This window comes from Tessaracoccus sp. MC1756, from assembly GCF_014164735.1.
Taxonomy (GTDB): Bacteria; Actinomycetota; Actinomycetes; order Propionibacteriales; family Propionibacteriaceae; genus Arachnia.
In genome coordinates, this window is the sequence record NZ_JACJFZ010000002.1 from 546,458 (window position 1) to 571,549 (window position 25,092).

At 68.4% G+C, this 25,092-nt stretch carries 26 protein-coding genes; 10 read left to right on the plus strand and 16 right to left on the minus strand.

All coding sequences use genetic code 11. From position 1 onward, the window contains the following. Window positions 1-25: 25 nt before the first annotated feature. On the minus strand, window positions 26-646 hold the full coding sequence (locus H5393_RS07945; protein WP_182766195.1) for a class I SAM-dependent methyltransferase: 621 nt from the start codon (window positions 644-646) through the stop codon (window positions 26-28). Between the two features lie 46 nt (window positions 647-692). Beyond that, complete coding sequence (locus tag H5393_RS07950; protein WP_220488262.1) at window positions 693-1,412, minus strand: DsbA family oxidoreductase; 720 nt, start codon at window positions 1,410-1,412, stop codon at window positions 693-695. An 89-nt stretch (window positions 1,413-1,501) separates the two neighbouring features. Here H5393_RS07950 and cysS point away from each other — a divergent pair, with 89 nt between their 5' ends. Together cysS and rlmB are read left to right on the plus strand one after the other, a co-directional pair. Next, on the plus strand, window positions 1,502-2,947 hold the full coding sequence (cysS, locus tag H5393_RS07955) for a cysteine--tRNA ligase (protein ID WP_182766197.1): 1,446 nt from the start codon (window positions 1,502-1,504) through the stop codon (window positions 2,945-2,947). Window positions 2,948-2,959: 12 nt separating this feature from the next. Continuing rightward, a complete protein-coding gene (rlmB, locus tag H5393_RS07960) occupies window positions 2,960-3,922 on the plus strand; it encodes a 23S rRNA (guanosine(2251)-2'-O)-methyltransferase RlmB (RefSeq protein ID WP_182766198.1) in 963 nt (320 codons plus the stop codon). Here the strand turns inward: rlmB and H5393_RS07965 are convergent. Further along, window positions 3,897-5,045: a hypothetical protein gene (locus tag H5393_RS07965; protein ID WP_182766199.1), complete on the minus strand. Its 1,149-nt coding sequence runs from the start codon at window positions 5,043-5,045 to the stop codon at window positions 3,897-3,899. The two genes, rlmB and H5393_RS07965, sit on opposite strands and share 26 nt — an antisense overlap. 87 nt (window positions 5,046-5,132) lie before the next feature. Here H5393_RS07965 and H5393_RS07970 point away from each other — a divergent pair, with 87 nt between their 5' ends. Continuing rightward, a complete protein-coding gene (locus tag H5393_RS07970) occupies window positions 5,133-6,569 on the plus strand; it encodes a glycine hydroxymethyltransferase (protein ID WP_182766200.1) in 1,437 nt (478 codons plus the stop codon). Between the two features lie 91 nt (window positions 6,570-6,660). Here the strand turns inward: H5393_RS07970 and H5393_RS07975 are convergent, their stop codons facing one another. From H5393_RS07975 to H5393_RS07990, 4 genes are read right to left on the minus strand one after another with little or no spacing between them, the layout of a single operon-like run. Continuing rightward, window positions 6,661-7,230 carry a hypothetical protein gene (locus H5393_RS07975; RefSeq protein ID WP_182766201.1) on the minus strand — a complete coding sequence of 190 codons (570 nt, stop codon included), beginning with the start codon at window positions 7,228-7,230 and terminating at the stop codon, window positions 6,661-6,663. Window positions 7,231-7,277: 47 nt separating this feature from the next. Next, window positions 7,278-7,739, minus strand: coding sequence for a 2-C-methyl-D-erythritol 2,4-cyclodiphosphate synthase (gene ispF, locus H5393_RS07980; RefSeq protein ID WP_182762439.1), 462 nt, complete (start codon window positions 7,737-7,739; stop codon window positions 7,278-7,280). Then, window positions 7,739-8,437 (minus strand): 2-C-methyl-D-erythritol 4-phosphate cytidylyltransferase, encoded by a 699-nt coding sequence (gene ispD / locus H5393_RS07985; protein ID WP_182766202.1) that lies wholly within the window; start codon window positions 8,435-8,437, stop codon window positions 7,739-7,741. Before ispD ends, ispF begins: the two co-directional genes overlap by 1 nt. A gap of 14 nt (window positions 8,438-8,451) precedes the next feature. After that, on the minus strand, window positions 8,452-8,937 hold the full coding sequence (locus tag H5393_RS07990) for a CarD family transcriptional regulator (RefSeq protein ID WP_076063820.1): 486 nt from the start codon (window positions 8,935-8,937) through the stop codon (window positions 8,452-8,454). 159 nt (window positions 8,938-9,096) lie between these two features. Between H5393_RS07990 and H5393_RS07995 the strand changes: the two genes are divergently transcribed. Beyond that, on the plus strand, window positions 9,097-9,585 hold the full coding sequence (locus H5393_RS07995) for a hypothetical protein (protein ID WP_182766203.1): 489 nt from the start codon (window positions 9,097-9,099) through the stop codon (window positions 9,583-9,585). Between the two features lie 129 nt (window positions 9,586-9,714). Here H5393_RS07995 and H5393_RS08000 read toward each other — a convergent pair whose 3' ends face one another. Both H5393_RS08000 and H5393_RS08005 read right to left on the minus strand, forming a co-directional pair. Next, window positions 9,715-10,392: a response regulator transcription factor gene (locus H5393_RS08000; RefSeq protein WP_182762445.1), complete on the minus strand. Its 678-nt coding sequence runs from the start codon at window positions 10,390-10,392 to the stop codon at window positions 9,715-9,717. Beyond that, window positions 10,389-11,564 carry a cell wall metabolism sensor histidine kinase WalK gene (locus H5393_RS08005; RefSeq protein ID WP_255436362.1) on the minus strand — a complete coding sequence of 392 codons (1,176 nt, stop codon included), beginning with the start codon at window positions 11,562-11,564 and terminating at the stop codon, window positions 10,389-10,391. Before H5393_RS08005 ends, H5393_RS08000 begins: the two co-directional genes overlap by 4 nt. 206 nt (window positions 11,565-11,770) lie before the next feature. On the opposite strand from H5393_RS08005, the gene phoU reads away from it, so the two are divergent. The 4 genes from phoU (at window position 11,771) to H5393_RS08025 (ending at window position 14,830) form a co-directional block, all read left to right on the plus strand. Next, window positions 11,771-12,436: a phosphate signaling complex protein PhoU gene (gene phoU, locus H5393_RS08010; RefSeq protein WP_182766204.1), complete on the plus strand. Its 666-nt coding sequence runs from the start codon at window positions 11,771-11,773 to the stop codon at window positions 12,434-12,436. 43 nt (window positions 12,437-12,479) lie between these two features. Beyond that, window positions 12,480-13,229 (plus strand): phosphoglyceromutase, encoded by a 750-nt coding sequence (locus H5393_RS08015; protein WP_182766205.1) that lies wholly within the window; start codon window positions 12,480-12,482, stop codon window positions 13,227-13,229. Window positions 13,230-13,339: 110 nt separating this feature from the next. Beyond that, the gene (locus H5393_RS08020) at window positions 13,340-14,050 is read left to right on the plus strand and encodes a thermonuclease family protein (protein ID WP_182766206.1); all 711 of its coding nucleotides are present in this window, start codon (window positions 13,340-13,342) and stop codon (window positions 14,048-14,050) included. A gap of 45 nt (window positions 14,051-14,095) precedes the next feature. After that, window positions 14,096-14,830 carry an SDR family NAD(P)-dependent oxidoreductase gene (locus tag H5393_RS08025; RefSeq protein ID WP_182766207.1) on the plus strand — a complete coding sequence of 245 codons (735 nt, stop codon included), beginning with the start codon at window positions 14,096-14,098 and terminating at the stop codon, window positions 14,828-14,830. Between the two features lie 321 nt (window positions 14,831-15,151). Here H5393_RS08025 and H5393_RS08030 read toward each other — a convergent pair whose 3' ends face one another. From H5393_RS08030 to H5393_RS08060, 7 genes are all read right to left on the minus strand, one after another. Then, complete coding sequence (locus H5393_RS08030; protein ID WP_182766208.1) at window positions 15,152-16,600, minus strand: AI-2E family transporter; 1,449 nt, start codon at window positions 16,598-16,600, stop codon at window positions 15,152-15,154. Window positions 16,601-16,695: 95 nt separating this feature from the next. Next, the gene (locus tag H5393_RS08035) at window positions 16,696-17,055 is read right to left on the minus strand and encodes a biotin/lipoyl-containing protein (protein ID WP_182766209.1); all 360 of its coding nucleotides are present in this window, start codon (window positions 17,053-17,055) and stop codon (window positions 16,696-16,698) included. A gap of 12 nt (window positions 17,056-17,067) precedes the next feature. Next, window positions 17,068-17,328 (minus strand): hypothetical protein, encoded by a 261-nt coding sequence (locus H5393_RS08040; protein WP_076062734.1) that lies wholly within the window; start codon window positions 17,326-17,328, stop codon window positions 17,068-17,070. Between the two features lie 11 nt (window positions 17,329-17,339). Beyond that, window positions 17,340-18,896, minus strand: coding sequence for an acyl-CoA carboxylase subunit beta (locus H5393_RS08045; protein ID WP_182766210.1), 1,557 nt, complete (start codon window positions 18,894-18,896; stop codon window positions 17,340-17,342). Between the two features lie 11 nt (window positions 18,897-18,907). Beyond that, a complete protein-coding gene (locus H5393_RS08050) occupies window positions 18,908-20,407 on the minus strand; it encodes a methylmalonyl-CoA carboxytransferase subunit 5S (RefSeq protein WP_182762462.1) in 1,500 nt (499 codons plus the stop codon). A gap of 182 nt (window positions 20,408-20,589) precedes the next feature. After that, window positions 20,590-20,817, minus strand: coding sequence for a CsbD family protein (locus H5393_RS08055; protein ID WP_076062715.1), 228 nt, complete (start codon window positions 20,815-20,817; stop codon window positions 20,590-20,592). Window positions 20,818-20,931: 114 nt separating this feature from the next. Continuing rightward, complete coding sequence (locus H5393_RS08060) at window positions 20,932-21,840, minus strand: polysaccharide deacetylase family protein (protein ID WP_220488263.1); 909 nt, start codon at window positions 21,838-21,840, stop codon at window positions 20,932-20,934. 207 nt (window positions 21,841-22,047) lie between these two features. On the opposite strand from H5393_RS08060, the gene H5393_RS08065 reads away from it, so the two are divergent. Then, window positions 22,048-24,438 carry a glycoside hydrolase family 3 C-terminal domain-containing protein gene (locus H5393_RS08065; RefSeq protein WP_182766212.1) on the plus strand — a complete coding sequence of 797 codons (2,391 nt, stop codon included), beginning with the start codon at window positions 22,048-22,050 and terminating at the stop codon, window positions 24,436-24,438. A 24-nt stretch (window positions 24,439-24,462) separates the two neighbouring features. Then, window positions 24,463-25,086: a hypothetical protein gene (locus tag H5393_RS08070; protein ID WP_182766213.1), complete on the plus strand. Its 624-nt coding sequence runs from the start codon at window positions 24,463-24,465 to the stop codon at window positions 25,084-25,086. The last annotated feature ends 6 nt before the right edge of the window (window positions 25,087-25,092 follow it).

Consider the following 25,092-nt stretch of genomic DNA (forward strand, 5'->3'; position numbering starts at 1 on the left):
GATGAGCTGAGGCCCGCGCCGCCCGTCAGGACCTGCGGGCGTGCAGGTGCTCGATCATGCCCACGTGACTGCGACCGCTGTCGACGATCTCGACCCCGCTCATGCGCTCCAGCTTCGGCAGCGGCCGCCGCGTCCAGTACTCGCCGTTGGTGCGTTTGGTCACCGCCTCCAGAGCCAACTGGAGCGCGTGCAGAACCGGGTTGGTCGAGACGACATGGTCTGCCAGCAGGATCCGGCCGTTCGGGCGGACCACCCGGACCAACTCCGCGAGGGCACGGTCGTCGTCTCCCACCCCGCACATGGCGAACGTGGACACGACGGTGTCGAAGGTGCCGTCGGCGAACGGGAGGTCCTGCGCGTCGCCCTCCACGAGCGTGACTTCGCGGCCGGTGCGTGCTGCACGGGCGCGGGCCTCGTCGAGCATGGGGGCGCTGATGTCGAGGCCTGTGACGGCGACGGCGTCGGGGTAGTGCGGGAGGTTGAGCCCGGTGCCGATGGCGACCTCGAGGGTCTCGCCCACAGCACGCTCGCCCACCCAGCGGCGGCTGGCGGCCATGAAACGGCCCTCCAGTGGCGCGACCATCTGGTCGTAGCGCGCGGCCGTGGTGTCCCAGAGTCGCCGTTGGCGGTCTTCAGGCGTGGTCATGGACCCCAGTGTTCCACGGGAGCGGAACCCGGCGGGGTATCGGCCCTCAGCAGCCGTCGGGGCCGCAGGCGTCGCCCGCCTCGCCTTCGATGGTGATGAGGCTGGGGGTCTGTTCCGACGCCACGGTCTGCAGCACCTGGGCGAACACCTCTGCCGGCTGCGCACCGGAGACCCCGTACTTGTTCTCGAAGACGAAGAACGGCACACCCTGCACCCCGATCTGACGCGCCGCCGTGATGTCGTCCTCGACGGCGCGATCAAGCTCAGCGGAGTCGACGGCGGCGCGGGCCTCCGACTGGTCCAGGCCTGCTTCGGCCCCGAGCCGCGTCAGCACCTCGACGTCGCTGATGTCCTCGCCGTCGATGAAGTGGGCCGCCAGGAGGGCTTCTTTGAGCGTGTCGGTGCGGTGGTCGCCGTCCGCCCGGTCTGCAGCCTTCGCGGCCTGCAGCAGGCGGTGCGCCTTGCGCGAGTTGGCCACGACGAGGCCGTCGAAGTCGTACTCGAGGCCCTCCCCCGCCGCGTTGCCCTTGACGTGCTGAAGCATCTGCTCCACCTGGGGACGCGCGATGCCCTTCATCTCGACGAGGTAGTCGATCTCGGAGCGGTGGTCGTGCTCGGGCAGGCTGGGATCCAGCTGATAGGAGCGCCAGGTCACGTTCACCTCGTCCTGCTGGGGGAAGTCGGCGAGGGCCTTCTCGAAGCGGCGCTTGCCGATGTAGCACCACGGGCAGGCGATGTCGGACCAGATCTGAACGTCGATACTCACATTTTCAACCATACAGGAAGCGGGGCTGGTCGCCGCGCGTGCCCGTCGACAGTGCGTCGACGGGGCCCTGACCGGTAAACTGCCCTCTTGTGACGCTGAAGCTGTATGACACCGCCTCACGAACCGTGCGCGAGTTCGTGCCCCTTGTCGACGGCAAAGTGTCGATCTACCACTGCGGCCTGACCGTCCAGGCCTCTCCTCACCTGGGCCACATCCGCAAGGAGGTCAACTTCGACGTCCTGCGCCGCTGGTTGGAGCACACCGGCTACGAGGTGACCGTCGTGGCCAATGTCACCGACATCGACGACAAGATCCTCCACAAGTCCGCGGAGGAGGGCGTCGAGTGGTGGGCGCACGCGTACCGCTTCGAACGCGAACTGCACGAGGCTTACGCCTCGCTCGGCTGCAAGCCCCCCACGTACGAGCCGCGCGCCACGGGTCACATCCCGGAGATGGTCGAACTCATCGCCGAACTCATCAGCACGGGCCACGCCTACCCGGCGGCTGACAGCTCCGGTGACGTCTACTTCGACGTCAAGAGCTGGCCCCGCTACGGCGAGCTCTCCGGCCAGAAGGTCGACCAGATGGAGGCCGCCGCCGACGCGGACCCCCGCGGCAAGCGCGACCCGCGAGACTTCGCCCTCTGGAAGGGCCACAAGGCCGACGAGCCCCTCACCGCGAGTTGGCCGTCGCCGTGGGGCCGTGGCCGCCCCGGCTGGCATATCGAGTGCTCGGCCATGGCCGGCAAATATCTGGGTGACACCTTCGACATTCACGGCGGCGGCATCGACCTGCGCTTCCCGCACCACGAGAACGAGCTGGCCCAGTCGGCCGCGGCGGGGCGCGGCTTCGCGCGCTTCTGGCTGCACAACGCCTGGGTCTCCATGGCCGGCGAGAAGATGAGTAAGTCGCTGGGCAACACCGCCCTGGTGTCCGAGGTCACCAAGGCCTACGACCCGCGCGCCGTGCGCTACTTCCTGCTGTCGCCGCACTACCGCTCCACCATCGAGTTCTCCCCCGCCGACGAGGACACCCGCGGCTCCCTTGCCGAGGCGGAGAAGGCCATCGAACGCATCGACTCCTTCGTCGAACGCTCCCGCGCCTTCCTGCCTGAGGAGGAGTTCCTCGCCTACGCGCCGATGAACGCCGCCGGGTACGAGGCCTTCACGAAGGCGATGGACGACGACCTGGGCACCCCCGCCGCCACAGCCGCGCTCTTCGAGGCCATCCGCGCCGGTAACCAGGCCATCGCCGCCGGCGACACGGAGAACGCCAGGCTCCACGCCCTCGTCGTGGACAGCATGCTCAACGTCTTCGGGATCCACCCCGACGCCCCGGAGTGGGGCGCCCAAGGCACCGACACAGACCTCACCCCGGTCGTCGACGGCTTGGTCGCCGCTCTCCTTGAACAGCGGGCCAAGGCCCGGGCCGAGAAGGACTGGGCAACCGCCGACAGCATCCGCGACACGCTGAGCAACGTCGGCCTCACCATTGAAGACACCCCGTCCGGGCCCACGTGGCACCTGGACAACTGACGAAAGAAGCTCATGGCAGGCAACTCCTCGCGCCGCGGCGCGACCAGCAAAGGCAAGAACAAGGCCGCCGGCTCCGGTGGCCGCATCCGCCGATCCCTCGAAGGCCGCGGCCCCACGCCGAAGGCCGAGGAACGCACGTACCACAAGGCGTACAAGGCCAAGCAGGCCGCACAGCGCCGCACCCCGTCGAAGCCCACGCGCCAGAAGCCGGCGGGCGCCGACTGGGTGGTGGGACGCAACCCTGTTTATGAGGCGCTGCTCGCCGGCATGCCCGTGAAGCAGGCCTTCGTGGCCGAGGGTTCGGAGCGCGACGACCGCCTCCGCGACATCCTGAAGTTCGCGGCAGACCGCGGCCTGCCCATGCTGCAGGTCACCCGCGCAGAGCTGGACCGGGTCACCGGCGGTGGCCTCGTGCACCAGGGCGTCGCCCTGCAGCTGCCGGCCTACGAGTACGCGGACCCGCAGGACCTCATCGCCGACGCGTTCGAGGTGGACGGCATCATCGTGGCCCTCGACGGCATCACGGACCCCCGCAACCTGGGCGCGATCGTGCGTTCGGCGGCGGCGTTCGGGGCCGTCGGCGTGGTCATCCCGTCGCGGCGCTCCGCGTCGATGACCGCCGCCGCGTGGAAGACCTCCGCGGGTGCCGCGGCACGCCTGCCCATCGCGATGGCCACCAACCTCAACCGCACGCTCGAGCAGGCGACGAAGGCCGGCTTCACCATCCTCGGCCTCGCAGGCGAGGGCGAGGTGCCGATCAGCGGCGCGGCAGGCCTCGACGGGCCGCTGGTGATCGTGGTGGGCTCCGAGGACGAGGGCCTTGCGCGCCTGGTCCGAGACCACTGCGACCAGTTGGTGTCGATCCCGATCGCCAGCGAGGTGGAGTCGCTCAACGCCTCCGTGGCCGCGTCCGTCGCGCTCTACGAGGTCTCGCAGCAGCGCGCGGGCATCACTGAGGCTGTTCCCGGGCAGTGAACTGCACGCCGAACTGCAGCGGGGACGGGGTCGCGGTGAACTGCGCCGCGACCGTCACGCCCCCGGTGTAGAGGGCCTGCAGGGTGCCCTTCGGCTGGAACCGCATCGTCCCGACGGTATAGGGCCCGGCCAGCTGCCAGATGAGGTCCACCGTCGTGGACATCTCGATGTCGTCTGCCGCCACGATCTCCGGCGCCACCACCTTGTGGTTGACGCCCTCGCTGTCCTCGAACGTGAACGACTCGGGACCGCTGAAGCTGTAGGTGAAGCGGGTGTCGGTGAGGCTGGGTTCGAATGTGAGCCGCAGCCTGAACCACTGCATCCCGGCAGCCGCCCAGCCCAGGCCTGGCAGCCAGGGCGTCAAGAGGCTCGCCGTCGGGTTCGGCGCCAACGCCACCGCCAACTGCGCCTCGTCCTGCTCGATCTGCAGCGACGGGTCCGGCAGGCTGATGATGTCGTGCACGAAGATCTGTCGCTCCGGCTGCACCGCGATGAGGTGCCGCTCCCGGAAACCCGTGGTGTCGGCCCACGCCTCGTCCTCGACGGGGGCGCCCGTGATCAGGTCCAGCGACACTGTGCGCGCCTGGTCCGTGACGTCGAGGAACACCGGCGACCCCTCGGGGATGCACAGCATGATGAGCGTCCAGTCGATGTCGTACTCGCCGTCGTCGTTGATCGTGTGCCGCACGAACGGCGCCCCGAGGTCGAACGCGACGTCTCCCACGCGCAGCCGGTGCGCGAGGTCCGCCCCTGGGTCGGGCTGGAAGGACGGGACGCCTGCCGCCAGCGTGAACGCCAGGATCTGGTGGCCCTCGGGCGCGCGCAGCGGGGTGCGGCGACGCACCTGCATGGCGGTCTGCTGGCCGAGTTCGGCGCCCAGGAACACCTGCTCGAGCCGCGCGTCGAAGTGGGGCGTCGAGATGCGCTGCCCGACGCTACTGGCCTCCTCGATGGACTTCACTCCGTTGTCGCTGGTCTGGATGAAGAAGTCCGGCCGCAGTTCGACGGTGGGGTCAGCCGACTCGACGGCCTCCGGCGTGCCCTCCACCCACTCGATGGGCTCGAACGAACAGCCGCTCAACCCCATGAGCGCAAAAAGCCCCAGCGCACCACGCCTGTTCACCGACACAGGGTGAAGGGTAACGGATGGGCCGTTCAGGACCTCGGGCACTAGAGTGGGCAGCACGCACCCCTGAATCCAAGGAGAACTGTGAGCGATCTCGAATCGATCTCGTCGGCCTACCGGACCCTGCTGGGCATGATCGAGGAGGTGGAGCCCCGCATCGCTCAGGCGACGCGCCAGGAGCTCACCGATCAGCGTGGGTCGCTGAAGCTCATCGCGTCCGAGAACTACGCCAGCCTCCCCGTGCTCGCCACCATGGGCACCTGGATGAGCGACAAGTACGCAGAGGGCACCGTCGGTCACCGCTTCTACGCCGGTTGCCAGAACGTCGACAGCGTCGAATCAGTTGCCGCCGAGCACGCCCGTGAGCTCTTCGGGGCGCAGTACGCCTACGTGCAGCCCCACTCCGGCATCGACGCCAACCTCACCGCCTACTGGGCCATCCTCGCGCACAAGATCGAGTCCCCCGCGCTGGAGGAGTTCGGCGTGAAGGGCGTCGCGGAGTTGAGCGAGGCGGACTGGGAGACCCTGCGCCGCCGCTTCGGAGACCAGCGTCTGCTGGGCATGTCGCTCGACGCCGGCGGCCACCTCACCCACGGCTTCCGCCCGAACGTGTCCGGCAAGATGTTCCACCAGCGTTCCTACGGGACCGACGCCGAGACCGGCCTGCTCGACTACGAGGCCCTGCGCGCGCAGGCCAAGGAGTTCAAGCCGCTGGTGCTGGTGGCCGGCTACTCCGCCTACCCGCGTCGCATCAACTTCGCGAAGATGCGCGACATCGCCGACGAGGTGGGCGCCGTCCTCATGGTCGACATGGCCCACTTCGCCGGCCTGGTGGCCGGCAAGGTGTTCACCGGCGAGGAGGACCCGGTCCCCTACGCCGACGTCGTGACCACCACCACGCACAAGTCGTTGCGCGGCCCGCGCGGCGGCATGGTGCTGGCGACGGCGGAGTACGCCCCGTCGGTGGACCGCGGCTGCCCGCTGGTGCTCGGCGGCCCGCTGTCGCACGTCATGGCGGCGAAGGCCGTGGCGCTCGCCGAGGCCCGCACCGCTGAGTTCCAGACCTACGCGCAGGCCGTGGCGGACAACGCCAAGGCGCTGGCCGAAGGCCTCATGAAGCGCGGCGGCAAGCTGGTCACGGACGGCACGGACAACCACATCGTGCTGCTCGACACCACCGCCTTCGGCCTCACCGGCCGTCAGGGCGAGGCCGCGCTGCTCGACGCGGGCATCGTCACCAACCGCAACTCGGTGCCCAACGACCCGAACGGCGCCTGGTACACCTCCGGCGTGCGCCTCGGCACCCCGGCCCTCACCTCGCGCGGCTTCACCGCCTCGGACATGGACGCCGTCGCGGACATGATCACCGGCGTGCTGAAGGCCACCAAGCCGACCACCACCTCGGCCGGTGCCCCCAGCAAGGCGAAGTACGCACTCGACGATGCGGCGCGCGACAACTCGCTCGCCGAAGCCGAGCGGCTGCTCAACCTGCACCCGCTCTACCCGGGCTTCGAGATCTGATTGTTCAGTCTCTGACCTGAACAGAAAGAGGGGCCGCGATGCAACAGCATCGCGGCCCCTCTTCCGTTTCGGGAGTTCACTGTGCCCTTCCTCAGAGGAGGGGGCGGACCGCCTCCATGATGGGCTGGAGGTCTGCCGGCGCGGCGTCCAGGCTGGTGACGTGGACGGTGCCGTGGTTGGCGCTGTCGAAGACGCAGGCCGACATACCGGACTGCACGCCGCAGTAGGCCGTGCCCGCCTCCACCTCCGTGACGTCCTCCATGATCGACGCGTAATCCGCCGCGCCCTGGTGCGGGGCGGTGGCGTTGACCGTGACACTCTCGAAGGTGTCCTCGGCCAGGGAGCCCCGGCTGTAGATGGCCTGGTCGAAGGAGAGTTCCGTGTCGAGGACGAACTCGCCGATCTCCGCGGGGAGGAGCGCCTTGTCGATGGGGAGTTCCTCGAAGAGGTCGTCCGGGACGTCCTCGACGGAATCCGACGCAATGGGCGACGCCGAGGGAGTGTCAGAGGTCTGTGCCGCGGGCTCCGAGGTGGCGACAGCCGACGTGGACGCCGGGGTCTCGGTGGGGGTGACGCTCCCGGCGCCGGTGCAGGCCGCACCTAGCCCCAGCATCACCAGCGCGCTCACCGTCAGCGCGAGGCGCCTGCCTGCATACGTCATTGCCTTCTCCTTCGTCGGACCGTCGGCAAGATTACCTACCGCCGGGCTCACGCGAGGAGGGCCACCGCGACGGCCGCGACCCCTTCGCCGCGACCCGTCAGCCCCAACCCGTCGGTGGTGGTGGCGGTCACGGTCACGGCGGCACCCAGCGCCTCCGTCAGCGCGGCCTGGGACTCGGCGCGCCGAGCGGCGAAACGAGGCCGGTTGCCGATGATCTGCACGGAGACGTTGCCGATCTCGAACCCTGCGGCGCGCACCCGGCGTGCGGTCTCCGCCAGGAAGGCGACACCGCTGGCCCCGGCCCACTCCGGCTCGGACGTGCCGTAATTGGAGCCCATGTCGCCCAGCCCTGCGGCGCCGAACAGCGCATCACACGCGGCGTGCGCGGCCACGTCACCGTCGGAGTGCCCGGCCAGCCCGGCCGGCTCATCCGGGAAGTGGAGGCCGCCCACCCACAGGGGCACCCCCTCCTCGAGCCGATGCACATCAGTACCAATGCCGACGCGCATCAGTGGTCCTTCCGGTTCTGCAGGATGGCCGCAGCCACGATGAGGTCTGTGGGTTCGGTGATCTTGAGCGCGTCGCGGTGGCCCGCCACGAGGGAGACGTGCATGCCGGCGAACTCGCACACCGTCGCGTCGTCCGTCACTTCAACGCCCTCGGCGGCGACGGCGGCGTGCGCGTGACGCAGGGCGCCCAGGCGCGCACCCTGGGGAGTCTGGACGGCGCGGAGCCTGGCCCGGTTCACGACGACAGAGGTGTCCTCGTCCACGCGACGCACCGAATCGACGACGGGCACCACCGGGATGGCCGCTTCAGCGCCGCGGGCCACGGCGTCTGCCACGGACCGCACCACAGCGGGCGGCACCAGCGCCCGGGCCGCATCGTGCACCAGGACGACGGCGTCAGCAGGCGCTTCCAGGGCGGCGAGGCCGTGGGCCACCGACTCCTGACGCGACGCGCCCCCCTGCACACATTGCACCGGAACGGGCACGCCGTCGAGTTGCTGGTCGAACTCCGCTTCGAAGCCGGCCGGGATGGTGACGACGACGGCGGTGACCCCACCGTCGACCAACGCATCCACAGAGCGGCGAGCGAGGGAGACGCCCTCGAGTTCAACGAGGGCCTTCGGCACGGGCGCACCCAGCCGGGAACCACTACCGGCCGCCACCACAACGGCGACGACCGGTACTTGAGTGTTTGACACGAAGGTTGTCTGAATCAGGAAGCGAGCACTTCGTCGAGAAGCGTCTCGGCCTTCTCCTCATCACAATCTTCTGCGAGCGCGAGCTCAGCGAGCAGGATGGAGCGGGCCTTCGCCAGCATCCTCTTCTCGCCTGCGGAGAGCCCCTTGTCGCGGTCACGGCGCCACAGGTCGCGGACGACCTCAGACACCTTGATCACGTTGCCGGAGTGCAGCTTCTCCATGTTCGCCTTGAAGCGACGCGACCAGTTGGCCGGTTCCTCGGTGTGTTCTGCGCGGAGCACATCGAACACCCGTTCAAGGCCTTCCTGATCGACCACGTCGCGCACGCCGACGAGATCGAGGTTGTCGGACGGGACACGAATCACGAGATCGTTTTGGCCGAGCACACGAAGAACGAGGAACAGTTTGTCCTCGCCCTTGATCGTCCGGTTTTCGATGTCCTCGATGACAGCCGTTCCATGGTTTGGGTAGACGACCGTCTCACCGATCGAAAAAGTCATATCTTGAAGACCACCTTTCCACAGACAATTCTAGCAGGCTCCCTATACACCCGGGGCCTCTGCCCGTAACGGACGGGGTCCGCAAACGCGGAGAGAGGGTCGCACCTGGTGCGGAGACTGGTTACTATGTGCTCACGCATGCCCCTGACCGGAGGACCCATGACCAAGCCCGTGCGCCGTTTCGCGGCCATCACCGTCGCCGCAGCACTCGCCTTTTCGATGAGCGCCTGCACCCGCGCTGGCTGGGTCCCGGATTCCCCGCCGGCCGCAGGCGTGCAGGCCGAGGACAACGGCTACAAGATCCGCAACATCGTCATCGTGGCGGACGACGCGGGTGAGGCGGTGCTGCTCGGCGGCATCCACTCCCGCGACGAGGCCGCGGAGGTGACCGGCATCACGGTGGCCGCAGAGGAGGGCTTCGAGCAGTACGGGGAGCCCGTGGATCTCGGTTTCACCGCGTCGATCCCGCGTGGCAACTCCGTCTACCTCGACGGTTCGGAGACGTCCTTCTCCAACCCGGACCTGGCACTCGGTCGGCTGGCAGAGGTGACGGTCACCTTCGACGGCGGCACCAGCCTGAAGGTCCACACGCCGGTCATGAGCTCCGAGCACGAGGACTTCTCCGAGGCGTTCTCCAACGCTGGCTGACCTCCCCTCGGACCGCGGCACTGCTGGATATGATGCCGTACTTGGCATCAAAGTCAGCAGTGAGCGAGCGCCTCTGGGTGTGCGGTGCTGGACTCAGGTCCACTGGCGGCTACAAACCCAGCACCCGCGTCAGCCCTCGTACTTGTAGCCCAGGCCGCGCACCGTGATCAGACGCCGTGGTTCGGACGGGTCCTTCTCGATCTTCGAGCGCAGGCGCTTGATGTGCACGTCGAGGGTCTTGGTGTCGCCGACGTAGTCGCTGCCCCAGATCCGGTCGATCAGCTGGCCGCGGGTCATCACCCGGCCCGCGTTGCGCACCAGCAGTTCGAGGAGCTCGAACTCACGCAGCGCGAACCGCACGTCCTCGCCGTCGACGGTGACCTGGTGGCGCTCGACGTCGATACGGACGCCCTCCACCTCCACCACCTCGGGCAGCAGCACCTGGTCCATGCCGCGGCGCAGCACCGCACGGATGCGGGCCACCAGCTCGCGGTGGCTGAACGGCTTGGTGACGTAGTCGTCGGCACCCAGTTCGAGGCCCACCACCTTGTCCACCTCGGAGTCGCGGGCGGTGACCATCACGATCGCGACGTTGCCGCGGGAGCGCAGTTGGCGGCAGACCTCGACGCCCGGGATGCCCGGCATCATGAGGTCGAGGAGCACGAGGTCGGCCCCGTTCTTGTCATACTCGGCCAGTCCCTCCGCGCCATCGGCCGCGGTCACGACGTCGAAGCCTTCCTTCCTCAGCATGAAGCTGGTGGCGTCGCGGTACGAGTCCTCGTCCTCGATGATCAGGATGCGGGTCACAGCGCAAATTCCTCCTCCGCCAGGGCGGTGTCTAGTGGATCAGGCCCGAGATAGGCCGGAAGTCTCAAGGTGAAGGTGGATCCCTGCCCGAGCCTGGACCAGACACGGATGGACCCCCCGTGGGCCAGGGCGATGTGGCGAACGATACTGAGGCCCAGCCCGGTGCCGCCAGCGTCCCGCGAGCGGCCGTAGTCCACGCGGTAGAAGCGCTCGAAGATGCGCTCCTGCTCCTCCGCGCTGATGCCGATGCCGTTGTCGGAGACCTTGATGTCGACGAACCGGTCCCCCTCCGCGGTGACCTGCAGGATGCTCAGCGTCACCCGGGCCTGCTCGTGGGAGTAGTTGATGGCGTTCTGCACCAGGTTGCTAACTGCGTCTGCCAGCTGCCACCTGTCGCCGACGACGTAGGTGTGCGCCGTGCGCGCGACGATGAGGCTGACCCCGCGCTTCTCCGCGCGGGCCCGGGAGCGGCTCACCGCCTCTGTGACCACCTCGTGCACGTCGACGATCTCGCGGCTGAGCATGGGGTCTTCCGACTGGAGGCGTGACAGGTCGATGATCTGGTTGACCAGCTGCGCCAGCCGCGACGACTCATGCTGCAGGCGACCGGCGAACCGCTGCACGGCGTCGGGGTCGTCGCTGGCCGCTTCCACGGCCTCCGCAAGCACGCTGAGCGCACCGATGGGTGTCTTGAGTTCGTGCGAGATGTTGGCCACGAAGTCGCGGCGCACGGCCTCGACGCGGCGCTGCGTCGACTCGTCGTCGGCGATCACGAGCACCAGGTCGTCGCCCATGGGCGCGACGCGCGCCTCCAGTTCGAGGGCGTCGGCGCCGGGGTGCACCTCCCGCCGGATGGGGCCGCGGTACAGGTTGCCGCTGGCGCGGACCTCCCGGACCTTCTCCAGCAGAGCGGCGAATCCCACGCGGCTCCCCCGCGCGAGGTTGAGCACGATGCCAGGCTCGTTGACATGCAGGATCTCGTCATGGGGCCCCACCAGCATGGCGCCGGAACGGAGCAGATCCATCACGATGCGCAGCTCCTCGCTGGCCTCGACGCGACCCTGGGACTCGAGCAGCCGACGACGCGCAAGGCCCCGGCGGATCAGCAGGACGAACGTCACCACCACCAGGGCCAGGAAGGCCCCAATGAGGCCTGCGACCGCGGGATGCATGTGCCACATCATATGGGGCGCAGCGCGATTGGCCCGGTCATCAGACAACCCTGAACGCACCGGTCCGGGATGCGGAACCAATCCTTCACCTGCCGTTCATCGTTCATTCACCGAGATGACACGTCCAGCTAGGTAGCTGCCCTAGCCTCGGGCAGGAAAGGTGTCCAGCTAGACTCGGGGCAACCGTGACAAAGGAGTACCGCAGAATGCGTACCAGCTACCATGAGGAACTTGATTCCGTCCTGGACAGCCTCGTTCATATGGCAGATCTCGTCGAGGTCGCCATCATCGAGAGTTCCGAGGCGCTGCTCACGGCAGACCTGGGCCGCGCGGAAGCCGTCATCACCAATGACGCGCAACTGGACAAGATGCACGAGGAGCTCGAGTTCCAGTGCCTGAGCCTGCTCGCGCTCCAGGCGCCCGTCGCCGGCGAGCTTCGCACCATCGTGTCGGCCATCCGCGTCGTGTTCGAACTCGCCCGCATGGGGGATCTCGCCGCGCACATCGCCAAGATCGCCCGCCTGCGTTACCCGGCCCACGCCGTCCCGGAGCGCTTCGAGCCGAACTTCCGCGAGATGGCGAAGATCGCCGAAGAGGTCATCGACGTGGCCCGCCTGTCGCTGGCGGAGCGCGACGCCAAGGGCGCCCAGACGCTGGCCACCATCGACTCCCGCATGGACGACCTGCGTCGCGACCACTTCACCGAGATCTTCAAGGAAGGCTCGGAGATCAGCGTCGAGGGCGCCGTGGACGTTGCGCTGCTCGGCCGCTACTTCGAGCGCTTCTCGGACCACGCCGTCGCCGTGGGTCGCCGCGTGATCTACATCATCACCGGGGAGATCCCCGAGGGTGAAGAGTGGCCCAACGCCTGACCCGGCTGAGCACGGCAGGGGTGTCGCCGCTAATGTTGGGCGTATGACTGCGAAGCTGATCCTGCTCCGTCACGGCGAGAGCGAATGGAACGCGAAGAACCTGTTCACCGGCTGGGTGGACGTCGACATCAATGAAAAGGGCATTGCGGAGGGCAAGAAGGCCGCCGAACTGCTCAAGCAGGAGGGACTCCTCCCGGATATTCTGCACACCTCCCTGTTGCGCCGCGCCATCCACACCGCCTACCTGGCGCTGGATGGTTGCGACCGCCACTGGATCCCGGTCAAGCGCAACTGGCGCCTGAACGAGCGCCACTACGGCGCTCTGCAGGGCAAGGACAAGGCGCAGACGCTGGAGCAGTACGGCGAGGAGCAGTTCATGCTGTGGCGCCGTAGCTACGACACGCCCCCGCCGCCGATCGATGTCGACGACGAGTTCAGCCAGCACCACGACCCGCGCTACTCGGACATCCCGGAGGCTGACCGTCCCCGCACCGAGTGCCTCAAGGACGTCGTGGCCCGCCTGCTGCCCTACTGGGAAGCGCACATCGTGCCGGACCTGGCCGAGGGCAAGACGGTGCTGATCACCGCTCACGGCAACTCGCTGCGCGCCCTCGTCAAGCATCTCGACGGCATCTCCGACGAGGACATCGCCGGCCTTAACATCCCCACCGGTGTCCCGCTCTACTACGAGCTGGACGAGGACTTCAAGCCTGTCACCCCCGGTGGCCGCTACCTCGACCCCGAGGCCGCGAAGGCGTCCATCGAGGCCGTCAAGAACCAGGGCAAGAAGTAGTCACCACTCCGCACCTCACTCGCAGGCCCCACGTGTTCGTGGGGCCTGCGTTGCTCTGTCTGCTTCTGCTGAGCGGGTGCCTCCCCGGCACGTCCCTCGAAACATCGGACGTGACGACGCCGGAGGTTCCACAGCCGGTCACGACCAGCGCCGGCCCGACGGAGGGGCCTGCGGCGGACGCCGTCGTCGGGGACCTTTTGCCGGTGGCGGGCGTTATCGACGGCGACACCATCGACGTGCTGATCGACGGCGAGCGGACCCGCATCCGCGTCATCGGGATCGACACCCCCGAGCGCGGCGACTGCGGCTACCAGGAGGCGGCGAGCGCCATGCAGGCGCTGGTGCAGTCGCGCGACGTGCACATCGAATTCGATCCCAGCCAGGGCGACACGGACCGCTACGACCGGCTGCTGCGGCACGTCTTCACGGCCGAGGGCGTCAATGTCGCCGAAGAGATCATCGCCCGGGGCCTGGGTCGCGAATACACCTATGCCGCCCCCTACGCCTATGTCGCGGACCATCTGGCCGCCCAGGCCAGCGCCCAGGACCGGGGCCTCGGGGTGTGGGGAGCAACCTGCGACGCCGGGCAACCCTCCGTCGAGCCCCCCGCCGAACCCGTCGCGCCGGTGCAGCCGCCCGCGGGCGTCTCCTCGCAGGACTGCCTGATCAAGGGCAACATCAACCGCGAAGGCGAACACATCTACCACCAGCCGGGGCAACAGCACTACGACGAGACGAAGATCAACGAGTCCTACGGCGAGCGCTGGTTCTGCACCCCCGAAGACGCTGAGGCAGCCGGTTGGCGCGCCGCGAAACGCTGACCCCCTCGTCGTACCTCCCCCGCCACTGGGAATACAGTGACAGGCATGAAGACTGCTCTCGTCACCGGTGCCAGCTCGGGCATCGGAGCCGCCACCGCCCGCCAACTCGCCGCCGCGGGCTACCGCGTCATCTGCGCCGCACGCCGTGAAGACCGCATCGTCGCGCTGGCCCAGGAGATCGGCGGCGCCGCCGTGGTGTGCGACATCACCTCGGACGACGACGTGACCCGCCTCGCTGCGGCCGTAGGCGACCGGCTCGACGTGCTGGTCAACAACGCGGGCGGCGCCCTGGGACTGGAACCCGTCGCCGAAGCCGACCTGGACAGGTGGGCGACGATGATCGCGACCAACACCATCGGCACCGCCCGCGTCACCAAGGCCCTGCTGCCTGCGCTGGTGGCCGCCGAAGGTGTGATCGTGTTCGTGACCTCCCTGGCGGCAGATGCCAGCTACGAAGGAGGCGCGGGCTACTGCGCCGCGAAGGCCGGCGAGCGGGCCATCGTCGAGTCGCTGCGGCTGGAACTGTTCGACCAGCCGGTGCGCGTCACCGAGATCGCCCCCGGCATGGTGCAGACCGAGGAGTTCGCGCTCACCCGCTTCGACGGCGACCGTGAGCGGGCGGACAAGGTGTACGCCGGCGTCGCGGAGCCGCTGACAGCCGACGACGTGGCGGACGTGATCGTGTTCATGGCCACCAGGCCGTCGCACGTGAACATCGACCGCCTTGCGATCCGCCCGCGGGCCCAGGCCGCGTCGCACAAGGTGCACCGCACCGTCTGAGAGGTTCGTTCAAGTTTCACGCCCAGTGCTGGGTTTGGCGCCGTACTTGGCCTCAAAGCCAGCATTGAACACGGCCGCCCGGTTTCAGTGCTGGATGTGGCGCCGTCCTCGGGCATAAACCCAGCAGTGGAGCGAAGCTCATGCCGGACGGTCCGAGCGGGGCGCGGACGCCCGGAGCTACGCGGTAGCAAGCAGATGTCTGGTGCTCCGCATGGATACCTTTCGCCTGTGAAGGGGGGTTGTGGCCAGCCTCCAAGCGGCGACTGGGTCCGGTCAAGGCGATTTACCCAAACGCTCAGCCGCACTGCGGCTTTCTGCGGTCTACCGGTCCTGGGGCTCCTCCGGGCCCAGTTGCTCCTTCGGATCCGGAGCGTCCTCCAGCGGGCGGCGGCGCATGAGCTTGCCGAGCCAGCCGGTGCCGTCGACGCGGGCCACCTCTCCGTCGGGAAGCTCCACGGTGGCACGATCAGTGCCCTCCTCCACCTCGCGGCGGGCGGTGCGGCGGCGCACCAACGCGCGGAAGAACGCGGCGTGCTGCTCGCCCTCGAAGGCGACGGTGTGCCCGTCGTCGGTGGCCCAGCGGATGTCCTCAGCACCCCGGTCTCCGGTGCGCAGGTCGATCAGGTCTCCCAGGTAGCGCATCACCACGGCGATGGAAGCCGCCACCGGAACTGCGAGGAAGGCGCCGATGATGCCGCCCCAGACGCCGCCCAGCAGCACTGCGAGGAGCACGATGACCGGGTGGAGCTGCATGACCCGGGACTGGAGCATGGGCTGGAGGACGTTGCCCTCCAACTGCTGCACCGCGAGGATCAGGATGAGGGTGAACAGGGCGGTGTAGATGCCGCCGGACACGAGCGCGACGAGTACTGCGAGCACGCCGGCCGTGATGGCGCCGACCATCGGGATGAAGCCCGCCATGAACGTGATCACGGCCAGGGGGAAGGCCAGCGGCACGCCCAGCACCAACAGACCGAAGCCGATGAACACGGCATCGACGAAGCTGACGATGGCCTGCGTGCGGACGTAGCCGGACAGGGTGGTCCACAGCCTGGTGAGCAGCTCAGTGGCGTGGAACCCGGCCTTGCGGCCCACGACGCGACGGGTGAAGGCCAGGAACCCGTGGCCGTCCTTGAGGAAGAAGAACGTCAGCACGAGCGTCAGCAGCAGCGTGACGATGGCGCTGCCGATGGAGCCGCCCACGTTGAGCGCCTGCCCCACCAACTCGCCGCTCCTGCCCTGGACCCAGTTGAGGCCCTGGTCGATCCAGCTGTTGAGCTGCTCGTCGCGGATGTTGAGGGGCGGACCGGCCGCCCAATCCTGCAGCTGCCGCACACCCTTGATGGCCTGGCCGGACAGGGTGGACCACTGCGCCGCGATGCTGGGGGCGATCAACCAGATGAGCCCGGCGAGGGCGCCGAAGCCGCCGAGCAGTGAGATGGCGGCGCCGGCGACGTACGGCACCCCGCGGCCCTTCAGCCAGGCGGTCACGGGCCAGAGGACCGAGGCGAACAGGAGCGCGAGCACGACGGGGAGGATGCCGTCCCAGAACCTGGCGGCCAGCCAGCCGATGACGAACAGTGCGGCGGCCATGAGGATCAAACGGCCGGCCCAGCCCGCGACCCAGCGGCCCCCCTCACCGATGACGTCGGCCCGGTCGACGGGCGCGGAGGGGTCAGGCGATGGCAGCGCGACGAGGGTCTCCTCGTCGAACGGCAACCCCTCAACCGGCCTGGGGTTTGTCGGTTCGCCAGTTCTGTCGTCGCTCACGCGATCTCCTCATCTCGATCTGGGGCAACCTTATCCAAGCCCACAATGCAAGACGGGCGCCCCACCCGAAGGTGGGGCGCCCGTCGCTGCGTCGGCTAGAACTCGATGAGGGCCTGGCCGCCCTGCACCGCGTCGCCCGGGGCGACGAGGATGCTGGCGACCTTGCCGGCCGTGGGGGCCGTGATCTCGGTCTCCATCTTCATGGCCTCGAGCACCAGCAGCACCTGGCCGGATTCGATCTCGTCGCCTTCAGCGACGAGGATCCGTGCGACGGACCCCGCCAGGGGCGCGACGACAGCGTTGGAGCTGACAGCGCTGACCGAGGCCTTCGTCGGGATGGGGTTGGAGCCTGCGTTGACGCCGATCACGATCGGCCCCAGACCGGGACGCTCCTCCTCCTCGACCTCGACATCGATTTCGTACTCCGTCTGGTTGACGGTCACCTTGAGCTTCATTGTGGTGTCTCCTTAACGGACGTGCGGGACGGAGCGGTCATGGACGCGGGTTCGGGTGGCGGCGGCCCAACGGGTCTGCGAGCCGTACCGGATGGCGCGCACCCGGGCGCGGTGCCCGAAGTACGCCGCCACGGCGGCACCGATGGCGATGAGGTCCGCCTCGGGGATCTCCTTGGCGGACTGCAGCTCGGAGACCTGCGCCTCCAACCCCGCGATTCTGTCCGTGAGTTGCGCGACGAGGTCGCGCAACTCCTGCATCTGGGTGTCTTCCATGTCGACTCCGATCACGCAGGGCCGAGGCCGTGCTTCTTGGCCGGGCGGATCTCGCGCTTGCCGATGAGCAGCTCGAGCGCCATGGCGATCTCGCGGCGGGTGTCGGCGGGATCGATGATGTCGTCGACGAGGCCACGGCTGGCCGCCATGTACGGCGTCGAGAACGTCTCGCGGTACTCCTCGACCAGCTCGGCGCGGCGGGCTTCCTGGTCGTCGGCAGCGGCGATCTCACGACGGAACACGACGTTGGCCGCACCTTCGGCCCCCATCACCGCGATCTCGGCGGTGGGCCAGGCGAACACCCTGTCGGCGCCCAGGTCCTTCGAGCACATGGCCAGGTACGCGCCGCCGTAGGCCTTGCGCAGCACCACGGTGATCTTCGGGACGGTGGCGGCCGAGTAGGCGTAGAGCATCTTGGCGCCGTGGCGGATGATGCCGTTGTGCTCCTGGGCGACACCGGGCAGGAAGCCCGGCACGTCGACCAGGTTCACCACGGGGATGTTGAAGGCGTTGCAGAAGCGGACGAACTTGCTGGCCTTGTCCGAGGAGTCGATGTCGAGGACACCGGACATGACGCTGGGCTGGTTGGCGATGATGCCGATGGTGCGGCCCACGATGCGGCCGAAGCCCACCACGATGTTCCGCGCCCAACCGGCCTGCACCTCGAGGAAGTCGGCGTGGTCGACGATCTCGTGGATGATCTCGCGCACGTCGTAGCCCTTGTTGGACTCGACCGGGATGATGCCCCGCAGCTTCTCGTTGGGCTCCACCACGTCGTCGGGATTGACGACGGGGGCGTCCTCCGTGTTGTTCTGCGGCAGGAAGCTCAGCAGCTTCTGGGCGATCAGGATGGCCTGCTCGTCGTCGTCCGCGACGAAGTGCACGACGCCGGAGCGACCCATGTGGGCGTCAGCGCCGCCCAGGTCGTCCTGCGTGACCTCTTCGCCAGTGACCTGCTTGATCACGCCCGGGCCCGTGATGAACATGTGGGCCTTGCGGGTCTGGATGATGAAGTCCGTCAACGCCGGGGAGTAGGCGGCGCCACCGGCGCAGGGGCCGGCGATGATCGAGATCTGCGGCACCGCGCCCGAGAGGAGCACGTTGGCGTAGAAGACCTTGCCGTAGCCGGACAGCGAATCGATGCCCTCCTGCACGCGCGCGCCACCCGAGTCGTTGATGAAGACGAACGGGGTGCCGGTGCGCAGCGAGGCGTTGAGGGCCTCGGTCACCTTGATCGAGTGGGCCTCGCCCGCGGAGCCGCCCATGACGGTGAAGTCCTGCGAGGCGATGTGGACCGGGCGGCCCATGACGTAGCCGGAACCGGTGACGACGCCCTCGGCGGGCATGTCGGCCTTGTCCATGCCGAAGGTGGTGGTGCGGTTCTTGCGGAACGCGCCCGTCTCCTGGAAGGAGCCCTCGTCGAGCATGGCGGCGACGCGCTCACGGGCGGTCAGCTTGCCCTTGTCGCGCTGCTTCTGGAGCTTGTCCTCGCCGCCGCCCGTCTGCACGTGCGCGCGGCGTTCGGCGAGCTGCGCGAGGCGCTCCTCCATCGTGTGCTGCTTTGCCATGAATGTTCTCCTTAGGCCGGCTCGACGGCAACGCTGTGCGAGCGGCCGGCAATGGTGACGTTGTACTTGACGGGGCCGGTGATGCCGGGGCGCTCAGCGCCGGCCTTCTGGGCGGCCGCTTCGGACTTGAGCTGGGCGTGGGTCTTGCCGACGCTCTTGGGGCCTTCGTCGCGCGACTTGAGGAACTTCGGCGCCACACCCGGGAACATCGCGTTGGTGAGGACGTCCTCCTCGGAGCCGTCGTAGCCGTCGAGGTTCGAGGCGGCCTTGACCAGTTCGTCCCATTCGGGCTTCAAGTGGTCTGCCGGGCGGTCCGTGATGACCTCCTTCTTGGCCTGCGCCTGCGCCAGTGCGACGACCTCAGGGTTGCGCTCGCCGAGGCATTCGCCGTAGTAGCCGAGCATCAGGTCCGCGAATTCACCGGTGAGCACCTTGTAGCGGCCCATCAGCACGTTGAACACGGCCTGCGTGCCCACGATCTGCGACGACGGGGTGACCAGCGGCGGCTGGCCCGCGTCGGCCTTGACCCGGGGCACTTCCTCCATGACCTCGCGGATGCGGTCGCCCGCGCCCTGCGCCTTGAGCTGCGACTCCATGTTGGAGAGCATGCCGCCGGGGATCTGGGAGGAGAAGATGTCGGTGTCGACCAGCGTGGCCGACTCGAATTCCTTGTACTTGGGGCGCACCGTGGCGAAGTGGTCACGGATGCGCAGGAGGCGCTCCATGTCGAGGCCGGTTTCGTAGCCGGTGCCCTCGAGCATCGCGACGAGCGACTCCGTGGGGTTGTGTCCGGGGCCCAGCGACATCGACGAGATCGCGGTGTCCACGACGTCGGCGCCGGCCTCGATGGCCTTCATCAGCGACACGAGCGTCACGCCGGTGGTGGAGTGGCAGTGCACGTTGATCTGGACGTCGCCGTAGGTGTCCTTGATGCCCTTGACGATGTCGTAGGCCTGCTGCGGCTGCAGGAGCGCGGCCATGTCCTTCAGGGCGATGGACTCGGCGCCCATGTCCAGGAGCTGGCCGGCCAGGCGGATGTAGCCCTCAACCGTGTGGACGGGAGAGACGGTGTAGCAGATGGTGCCCTGCGCGTGCTTGCCGACGTTCTTGACGGCCTGCATCGCCTTGGCCATGTTGCGGGGGTCGTTGAGGGCGTCGAACACGCGGAACACGTCCATGCCGTTCTCGGCGGACTTCTCCACGAACTTGTCGACGACCATGTCCTCGTAGTGGCGGTACCCCAGGAGGTTCTGGCCGCGCAGCAGCATCTGCAGCTGCGAGTTGGGCATCAGCTCGCGGAAGGTCCGCAGCCGCTTCCAGGGGTCTTCGTTCAGGAAGCGGATGCACGCGTCGAACGTCGCGCCGCCCCAGCATTCAACCGACCAGTAGCCTGCCTGATCGATGTCTTCGCACGCATCCACCATGTCTTCCATGGCCATGCGAGTCGCCATCAAACTCTGATGTGCGTCGCGGAGCACGAGCTCCGTCACGCCGATCTTTCGCGCTGTCATGGCAACTATCCAATCATGTCCATTGCGCGCTCCATGGGGCACCCCCGTGAAAGCCGGGTGCCGGAGGAAAGTATTCTGTTGTGCCGTCCGTGCGCGGACGCTCCGGGTACGCGGAGACAGCAAACGGGACCACCCGCGAGGGATGGTCCCGTTTGGTTCAGGGCCGTGTGGCCGGACCGTTGTCAGTGACGACGGTCGTCGGTGACGGAATCCTTGAAGTCCTCAACCTTGTCGGCGACTGAGCCAGAGGCATCGCCAACCTTCTCATCGACCTCGTGACCCACTTCCGAGACATTTGCCTCGATGCGATCACGCTGGCCGCTGCGACGGAGTTCTTCGTTGTCGGTTGCGTCGCCGATGCCTTCTTTGGCCTTACCGACGGTTTCCTTCATCTTGTCTCCGAGTCCCATAGGCTGCCTCCTAGCGGTCGGTGGATAGGACTTCCCAATGTACCCGCACGGCCGGGGTCAACCAAGGGTTTCGTGAAATCCCCGCCCGACAGGTGGGATCTGGGCCGCTCCGCCTCAGGGAAGGACGTCGCCCAGGCGGGCGAAGGTGAGTCCCTCCTCGAGCAACGCCGGGATCGCCCGACGGATCCCTTGTGCGGTGCCGGAACCGGGTCTGTTGAAGTGACCGAGGCAGATGGAACCGGCCCGGGCCTGCAGGGTCGCGGTTCTCACCTGCGATGCAGAGAACGTGGCGCCGGCGTCCGTGTTGACGTCGAAGTTGATGCACTGCAGCCCGAGGGTCTGGGCGATGGTCACCGCCACGTCGTCGTAGTGCGCCGTGCCTGAGCGGAAGAAGCGAGGGGCCTCGCCCAGCAGGCCGGTCAACAGTTCCTGGGCGCCGGCCACCTCGTCGTACACCTCGGCGACCGAGGCGGTGCCGGGGATGCCGTAGGCCTTCTCCCCCGTGACCGACAACGGCAGGTGGCGGGTGCCGTGGTTGGCCAGTTCGAACAATGGGTCCGCGATGAGGTCGCGGACCGTGCCGGGGTTGGACTCCACCCAGCGGGCGTTGACGAAGAGGGTGGCCGGGGTACCGGTGTCGGAGAGCGCGGCCAGGAGGTCGTCGTCGACGCCGGAGCCGTGCCGGCCGCCGCAGGCGTCGAACGTGAGGACGACCGGTGCCTGTTCGTGGCGGAGCACCACGCCGTCGACCTCCGGGCCCCACTGGGTAGGGCTCTGCCCTTGGAAGCGGGCCACGATGTCGTCGCGGCTGAGGTGGCCGGAGGTCGCCGACGACGAGGGCGCCGGAGTTGTAGACGCGGACGTGGCCGATGGCTCGACCGGCGCCGGCCGGACGCTGCTGATGCTGGGCGAGGGCTGCGGCGCGGGCGCGGTGAGAGTGGGTCGCGCGGTGTCCGTGTCAGGGGCGCAGCCGGCGACGACGAGCGCACCCAGGGCGAGGGCGGCCCGGCGTCGGATGGTCATGGCCGTCATCCTCGCAGAGTCGCACCGCCCGTCGCCCACCGGCCAACAGCGCGGGGCCACCAGGCACCCGACGACGGATCGTGCTGCGGATCGTGCCGACTGTGCATCGGCCCGACGCCCCGCCCCGCGCCCGTGGTCGACTGTGGGACGACCCCTTCCCGGGCCGCCCGCACCGGCTCCGGGGGACGCGAATCAATGGAGATACCCATGACCCAGGAACTCACGACGCTTGAGAAGGCCGCCCTGCTGAGCGGCAAGAACGTCTGGCAGTCACGCGACCTGCCCAGGCACGGCGTCCCGTCGTTCTTCATGGCGGACGGCCCACACGGCGTCCGCAAGCAGGTGGGCTCCGGCGACCACCTCGGCCTCAACGCCTCCGAACCGGCCACCTGCTTCCCCACCTCGGCCACGGTGGCCTGCAGCTGGGACGTCGAGCTGGCCGAGGAGGTGGGGCACGCGCTCGGGCGCGAAGCCGCCGCGCTGGGCGTCGATGTGCTGCTGGGCCCCGGCCTCAACCTGAAGCGCAGCCCCCTGGGCGGGCGCAACTTCGAGTACTTCTCCGAGGATCCGTACCTGAGCGGCAAGCTGGCCGCCGGCTACGTGCGGGGCATCCAGGCCGAAGGCGTCGCGGCCACCCCCAAGCACTTCGCCGTCAACAGCCAGGAACTGCGCCGGATGGCGTCAGATTCCGTCGTCGACGAGCGCACCCTGCGTGAGTTGTACCTCACCGCCTTCGAGATCGTGGTCCGCGAGGCCGCGCCCCGTGCACTGATGAGCTCCTACAACCTCGTCAACGGCACCTATGCACATGAGAACCGCCACCTGCTCACCGACATCCTCCGCGGCGAATGGGGCTTCGACGGCGTGGTGATCAGCGACTGGGGCGGCAGCAACGACCCCGTCGCCGCCATCGCCGCCGGCGCCAACCTGGAGATGCCGGCCCCAGGGCTGGATTCGGTGCGCCAACTGGTCGCGGCCGTCCGCGACGGGCGCCTGTCCGAGGCCGACCTCACAGCCCGGGCCGCCGAAGTCGTCAGGCTCGCCCTCGCCGGTGCTGACGCCGAGCGCCCCACCGTCGACCACGACGCCCACCATGCACTCGCCCGCCGCGCCGCCGAGGAGTCGATGGTGCTGGTGCGCAACGAGGACGCCATCCTCCCCCTCTCCGCCGGCACCCGCGTGGCGCTCATCGGCGACATGGCAGACACGCCGCGCTACCAGGGGGCCGGCTCGTCCCAGGTCAACCCCACCCGGCTGAGCTCCGCCCGCGAGGCCATCGCCGACAGCGGCCTTGAGCTCACCGCGTTCGCGCAGGGCTACCGTCGCCACTCCGGCATCGACGGCGACCTCGAGTCGGAGGCGGTATCCGCCGCGCGCGCCGCCGACGTGGCGCTGGTCTACCTGGGCCTCGACGAGATCAACGAATCCGAGGGCGTCGATCGCCGCCACATCGACCTCCCCGACGCCCAGCTCTCCCTGCTGCGCGCCGTCGCCGCCGTCAACCGGAACGTTGTGGTCGTGCTCAGCGCGGGCTCCGTCGTGGACCTGGCGTGGGCGGAACAGACCCGGGCCGTGCTGCACGGCTACCTGTCCGGGCAGGCCGGCGCCGAGGCGGCGCTGCGGGTGCTGACCGGCGAGGTATCGCCGTCGGGCAAGCTCGCGGAAACCTACCCGGTGTCGCTGGTGGAGACGCCCACGTTCGGGCGCTTCCCCGCCGAAGGTCGTGCCAGCGTCTACCGCGAGGGCCTGTTCGTCGGGTACCGCCACGCCGACGCCGCCGGGCGCGCCGTCCGCTACCCGTTCGGCCACGGCCTGAGCTACACCAACTTCACCTACTCGGATCTCCACCTCACCGAGGCCGGCGCCGAATTCACGATCACCAACACCGGCCCGGTGGCTGGCGCGGAGATCGCCCAGCTCTACGTCTCGACGCCCGCCAGCGCCGTCGTCCGGCCGGTCAAGGAACTCAAGGGCTTCGCGAAGGTGCACCTCGCCGCGGGCGACTCCGCCAGCGTGACGATCCCCTTCGACCGCTACACCTGGCGCCACTTCGACGCCACCTCCGGCGTCTGGGAGATCGAGGGCGGATTGCGCCGCATCCTCGTGGGCGCCAGCTCCGCCGACCTGCGGCTGAGCGGCGAACTGCAGGTCCCGGGGGTCGCCGTCGACCCGACCGTCGCGCCTGAGACAGTGCGCCGGGCAATGCTGCGCGGCCTGGCCGACGACGAGTTCAGCGACCTGTTCGGCATCATCGTGCCCAGGGACGCCACCTCCGGCGCGCTGGACCGCAACGACCCGCTCGGCGACCTCAGCCGCGCCCGCAGCCCCCTGGGCCGGTTGGCGCACTGGATCCTCGTCACCCTGCGCCGTCGAAGCGAGGCCAAGGGCGAGCCGGACCTCAACATCCAGTTCCTGTACAACATGCCGTTCCGGGCCATCGCCAAGATGTCCAACGGCATGGTCAGCGACGAGATGGTCGACGGCATCGTCGCGCTCGTGAACGGCCACCACTTCCGCGGGCTGCGCACCATCGTCGGCGGCTTCCTCCGCAACCGGCGCCTGGGCAGGGACCTGTCCCGCCAGCTCAACGCACACTGAAATCACCAAGGAGCAGACCCGCCCATGTTCACCAAGATCCGCACCGCGTGGGGCCGTTACAGCGAGCGCCACCCGGAACTGTCGAAGTTCCTGATGTTCTTCCTCCTCAGCAACGGGGTCACCGTGCTGCAGATCATCGTCATGCCGTTGTTCCGCGCCATCTTCGCGCGCACCTCACTGATCGACACCAACTTCCAGGTGTGGCCGGTGGGCGCCAACGTCGACGGCTCCCAGTACTTCATCTTCGACTACGCCGCCGGCGCCCTGCCCGACGGAGGGGGCGGCCTGGCCTACTTCCTCGCCGTCCAACTCGCCATCGGCATCGCGCAGATCATCAACTTCTTCGCGCAGCGCAACATCACGTTCAAGTCGAACACCAGCGTGTGGCGCGCGGCGTTCTGGTACCTGGTGGCCTACGTCGTCATCACGCTGGTGGCCGCAGCAGCGCAGGGCTTCTACAAGGCGCCGATCTACACCTTCCTCATCGACACCCTCGGGTGGGGCCAGACCGGCGAGACCGCGGCTGATGTGCTCACTATGATCATCAACGCGGCCATCTCGTTCTGGGTGTTCTATCCCATCTTCAAGGTCATCTTCCGTCAGGAGCCGGTGGCCGCAGAAGACGTCCGCGCCGAGCAGACGGTCTGAGGCCCC

Coding starts and splice junctions, on each gene's coding strand:
- phoU (WP_182766204.1), top strand. CDS start 11,771: ATGCGTACCAGCTACCATGAGGAACTTGATTCCGTCCTGGACAGCCTC.
- H5393_RS08050 (WP_182762462.1), bottom strand. CDS start 20,407: ATGACAGCGCGAAAGATCGGCGTGACGGAGCTCGTGCTCCGCGACGCA.
- H5393_RS07945 (WP_182766195.1), bottom strand. CDS start 646: ATGACCACGCCTGAAGACCGCCAACGGCGACTCTGGGACACCACGGCC.
- H5393_RS08025 (WP_182766207.1), top strand. CDS start 14,096: ATGAAGACTGCTCTCGTCACCGGTGCCAGCTCGGGCATCGGAGCCGCC.
- H5393_RS07975 (WP_182766201.1), bottom strand. CDS start 7,230: ATGACGTATGCAGGCAGGCGCCTCGCGCTGACGGTGAGCGCGCTGGTG.
- H5393_RS08055 (WP_076062715.1), bottom strand. CDS start 20,817: ATGGGACTCGGAGACAAGATGAAGGAAACCGTCGGTAAGGCCAAAGAA.
- H5393_RS08005 (WP_255436362.1), bottom strand. CDS start 11,564: ATGCATCCCGCGGTCGCAGGCCTCATTGGGGCCTTCCTGGCCCTGGTG.
- H5393_RS08040 (WP_076062734.1), bottom strand. CDS start 17,328: ATGGAAGACACCCAGATGCAGGAGTTGCGCGACCTCGTCGCGCAACTC.
- H5393_RS08015 (WP_182766205.1), top strand. CDS start 12,480: ATGACTGCGAAGCTGATCCTGCTCCGTCACGGCGAGAGCGAATGGAAC.
- H5393_RS08070 (WP_182766213.1), top strand. CDS start 24,463: ATGTTCACCAAGATCCGCACCGCGTGGGGCCGTTACAGCGAGCGCCAC.
- rlmB (WP_182766198.1), top strand. CDS start 2,960: ATGGCAGGCAACTCCTCGCGCCGCGGCGCGACCAGCAAAGGCAAGAAC.
- ispF (WP_182762439.1), bottom strand. CDS start 7,739: ATGCGCGTCGGCATTGGTACTGATGTGCATCGGCTCGAGGAGGGGGTG.
- H5393_RS08045 (WP_182766210.1), bottom strand. CDS start 18,896: ATGGCAAAGCAGCACACGATGGAGGAGCGCCTCGCGCAGCTCGCCGAA.
- H5393_RS08060 (WP_220488263.1), bottom strand. CDS start 21,840: ATGACCATCCGACGCCGGGCCGCCCTCGCCCTGGGTGCGCTCGTCGTC.
- H5393_RS08065 (WP_182766212.1), top strand. CDS start 22,048: ATGACCCAGGAACTCACGACGCTTGAGAAGGCCGCCCTGCTGAGCGGC.
- H5393_RS07995 (WP_182766203.1), top strand. CDS start 9,097: ATGACCAAGCCCGTGCGCCGTTTCGCGGCCATCACCGTCGCCGCAGCA.
- H5393_RS07990 (WP_076063820.1), bottom strand. CDS start 8,937: ATGACTTTTTCGATCGGTGAGACGGTCGTCTACCCAAACCATGGAACG.
- H5393_RS08035 (WP_182766209.1), bottom strand. CDS start 17,055: ATGAAGCTCAAGGTGACCGTCAACCAGACGGAGTACGAAATCGATGTC.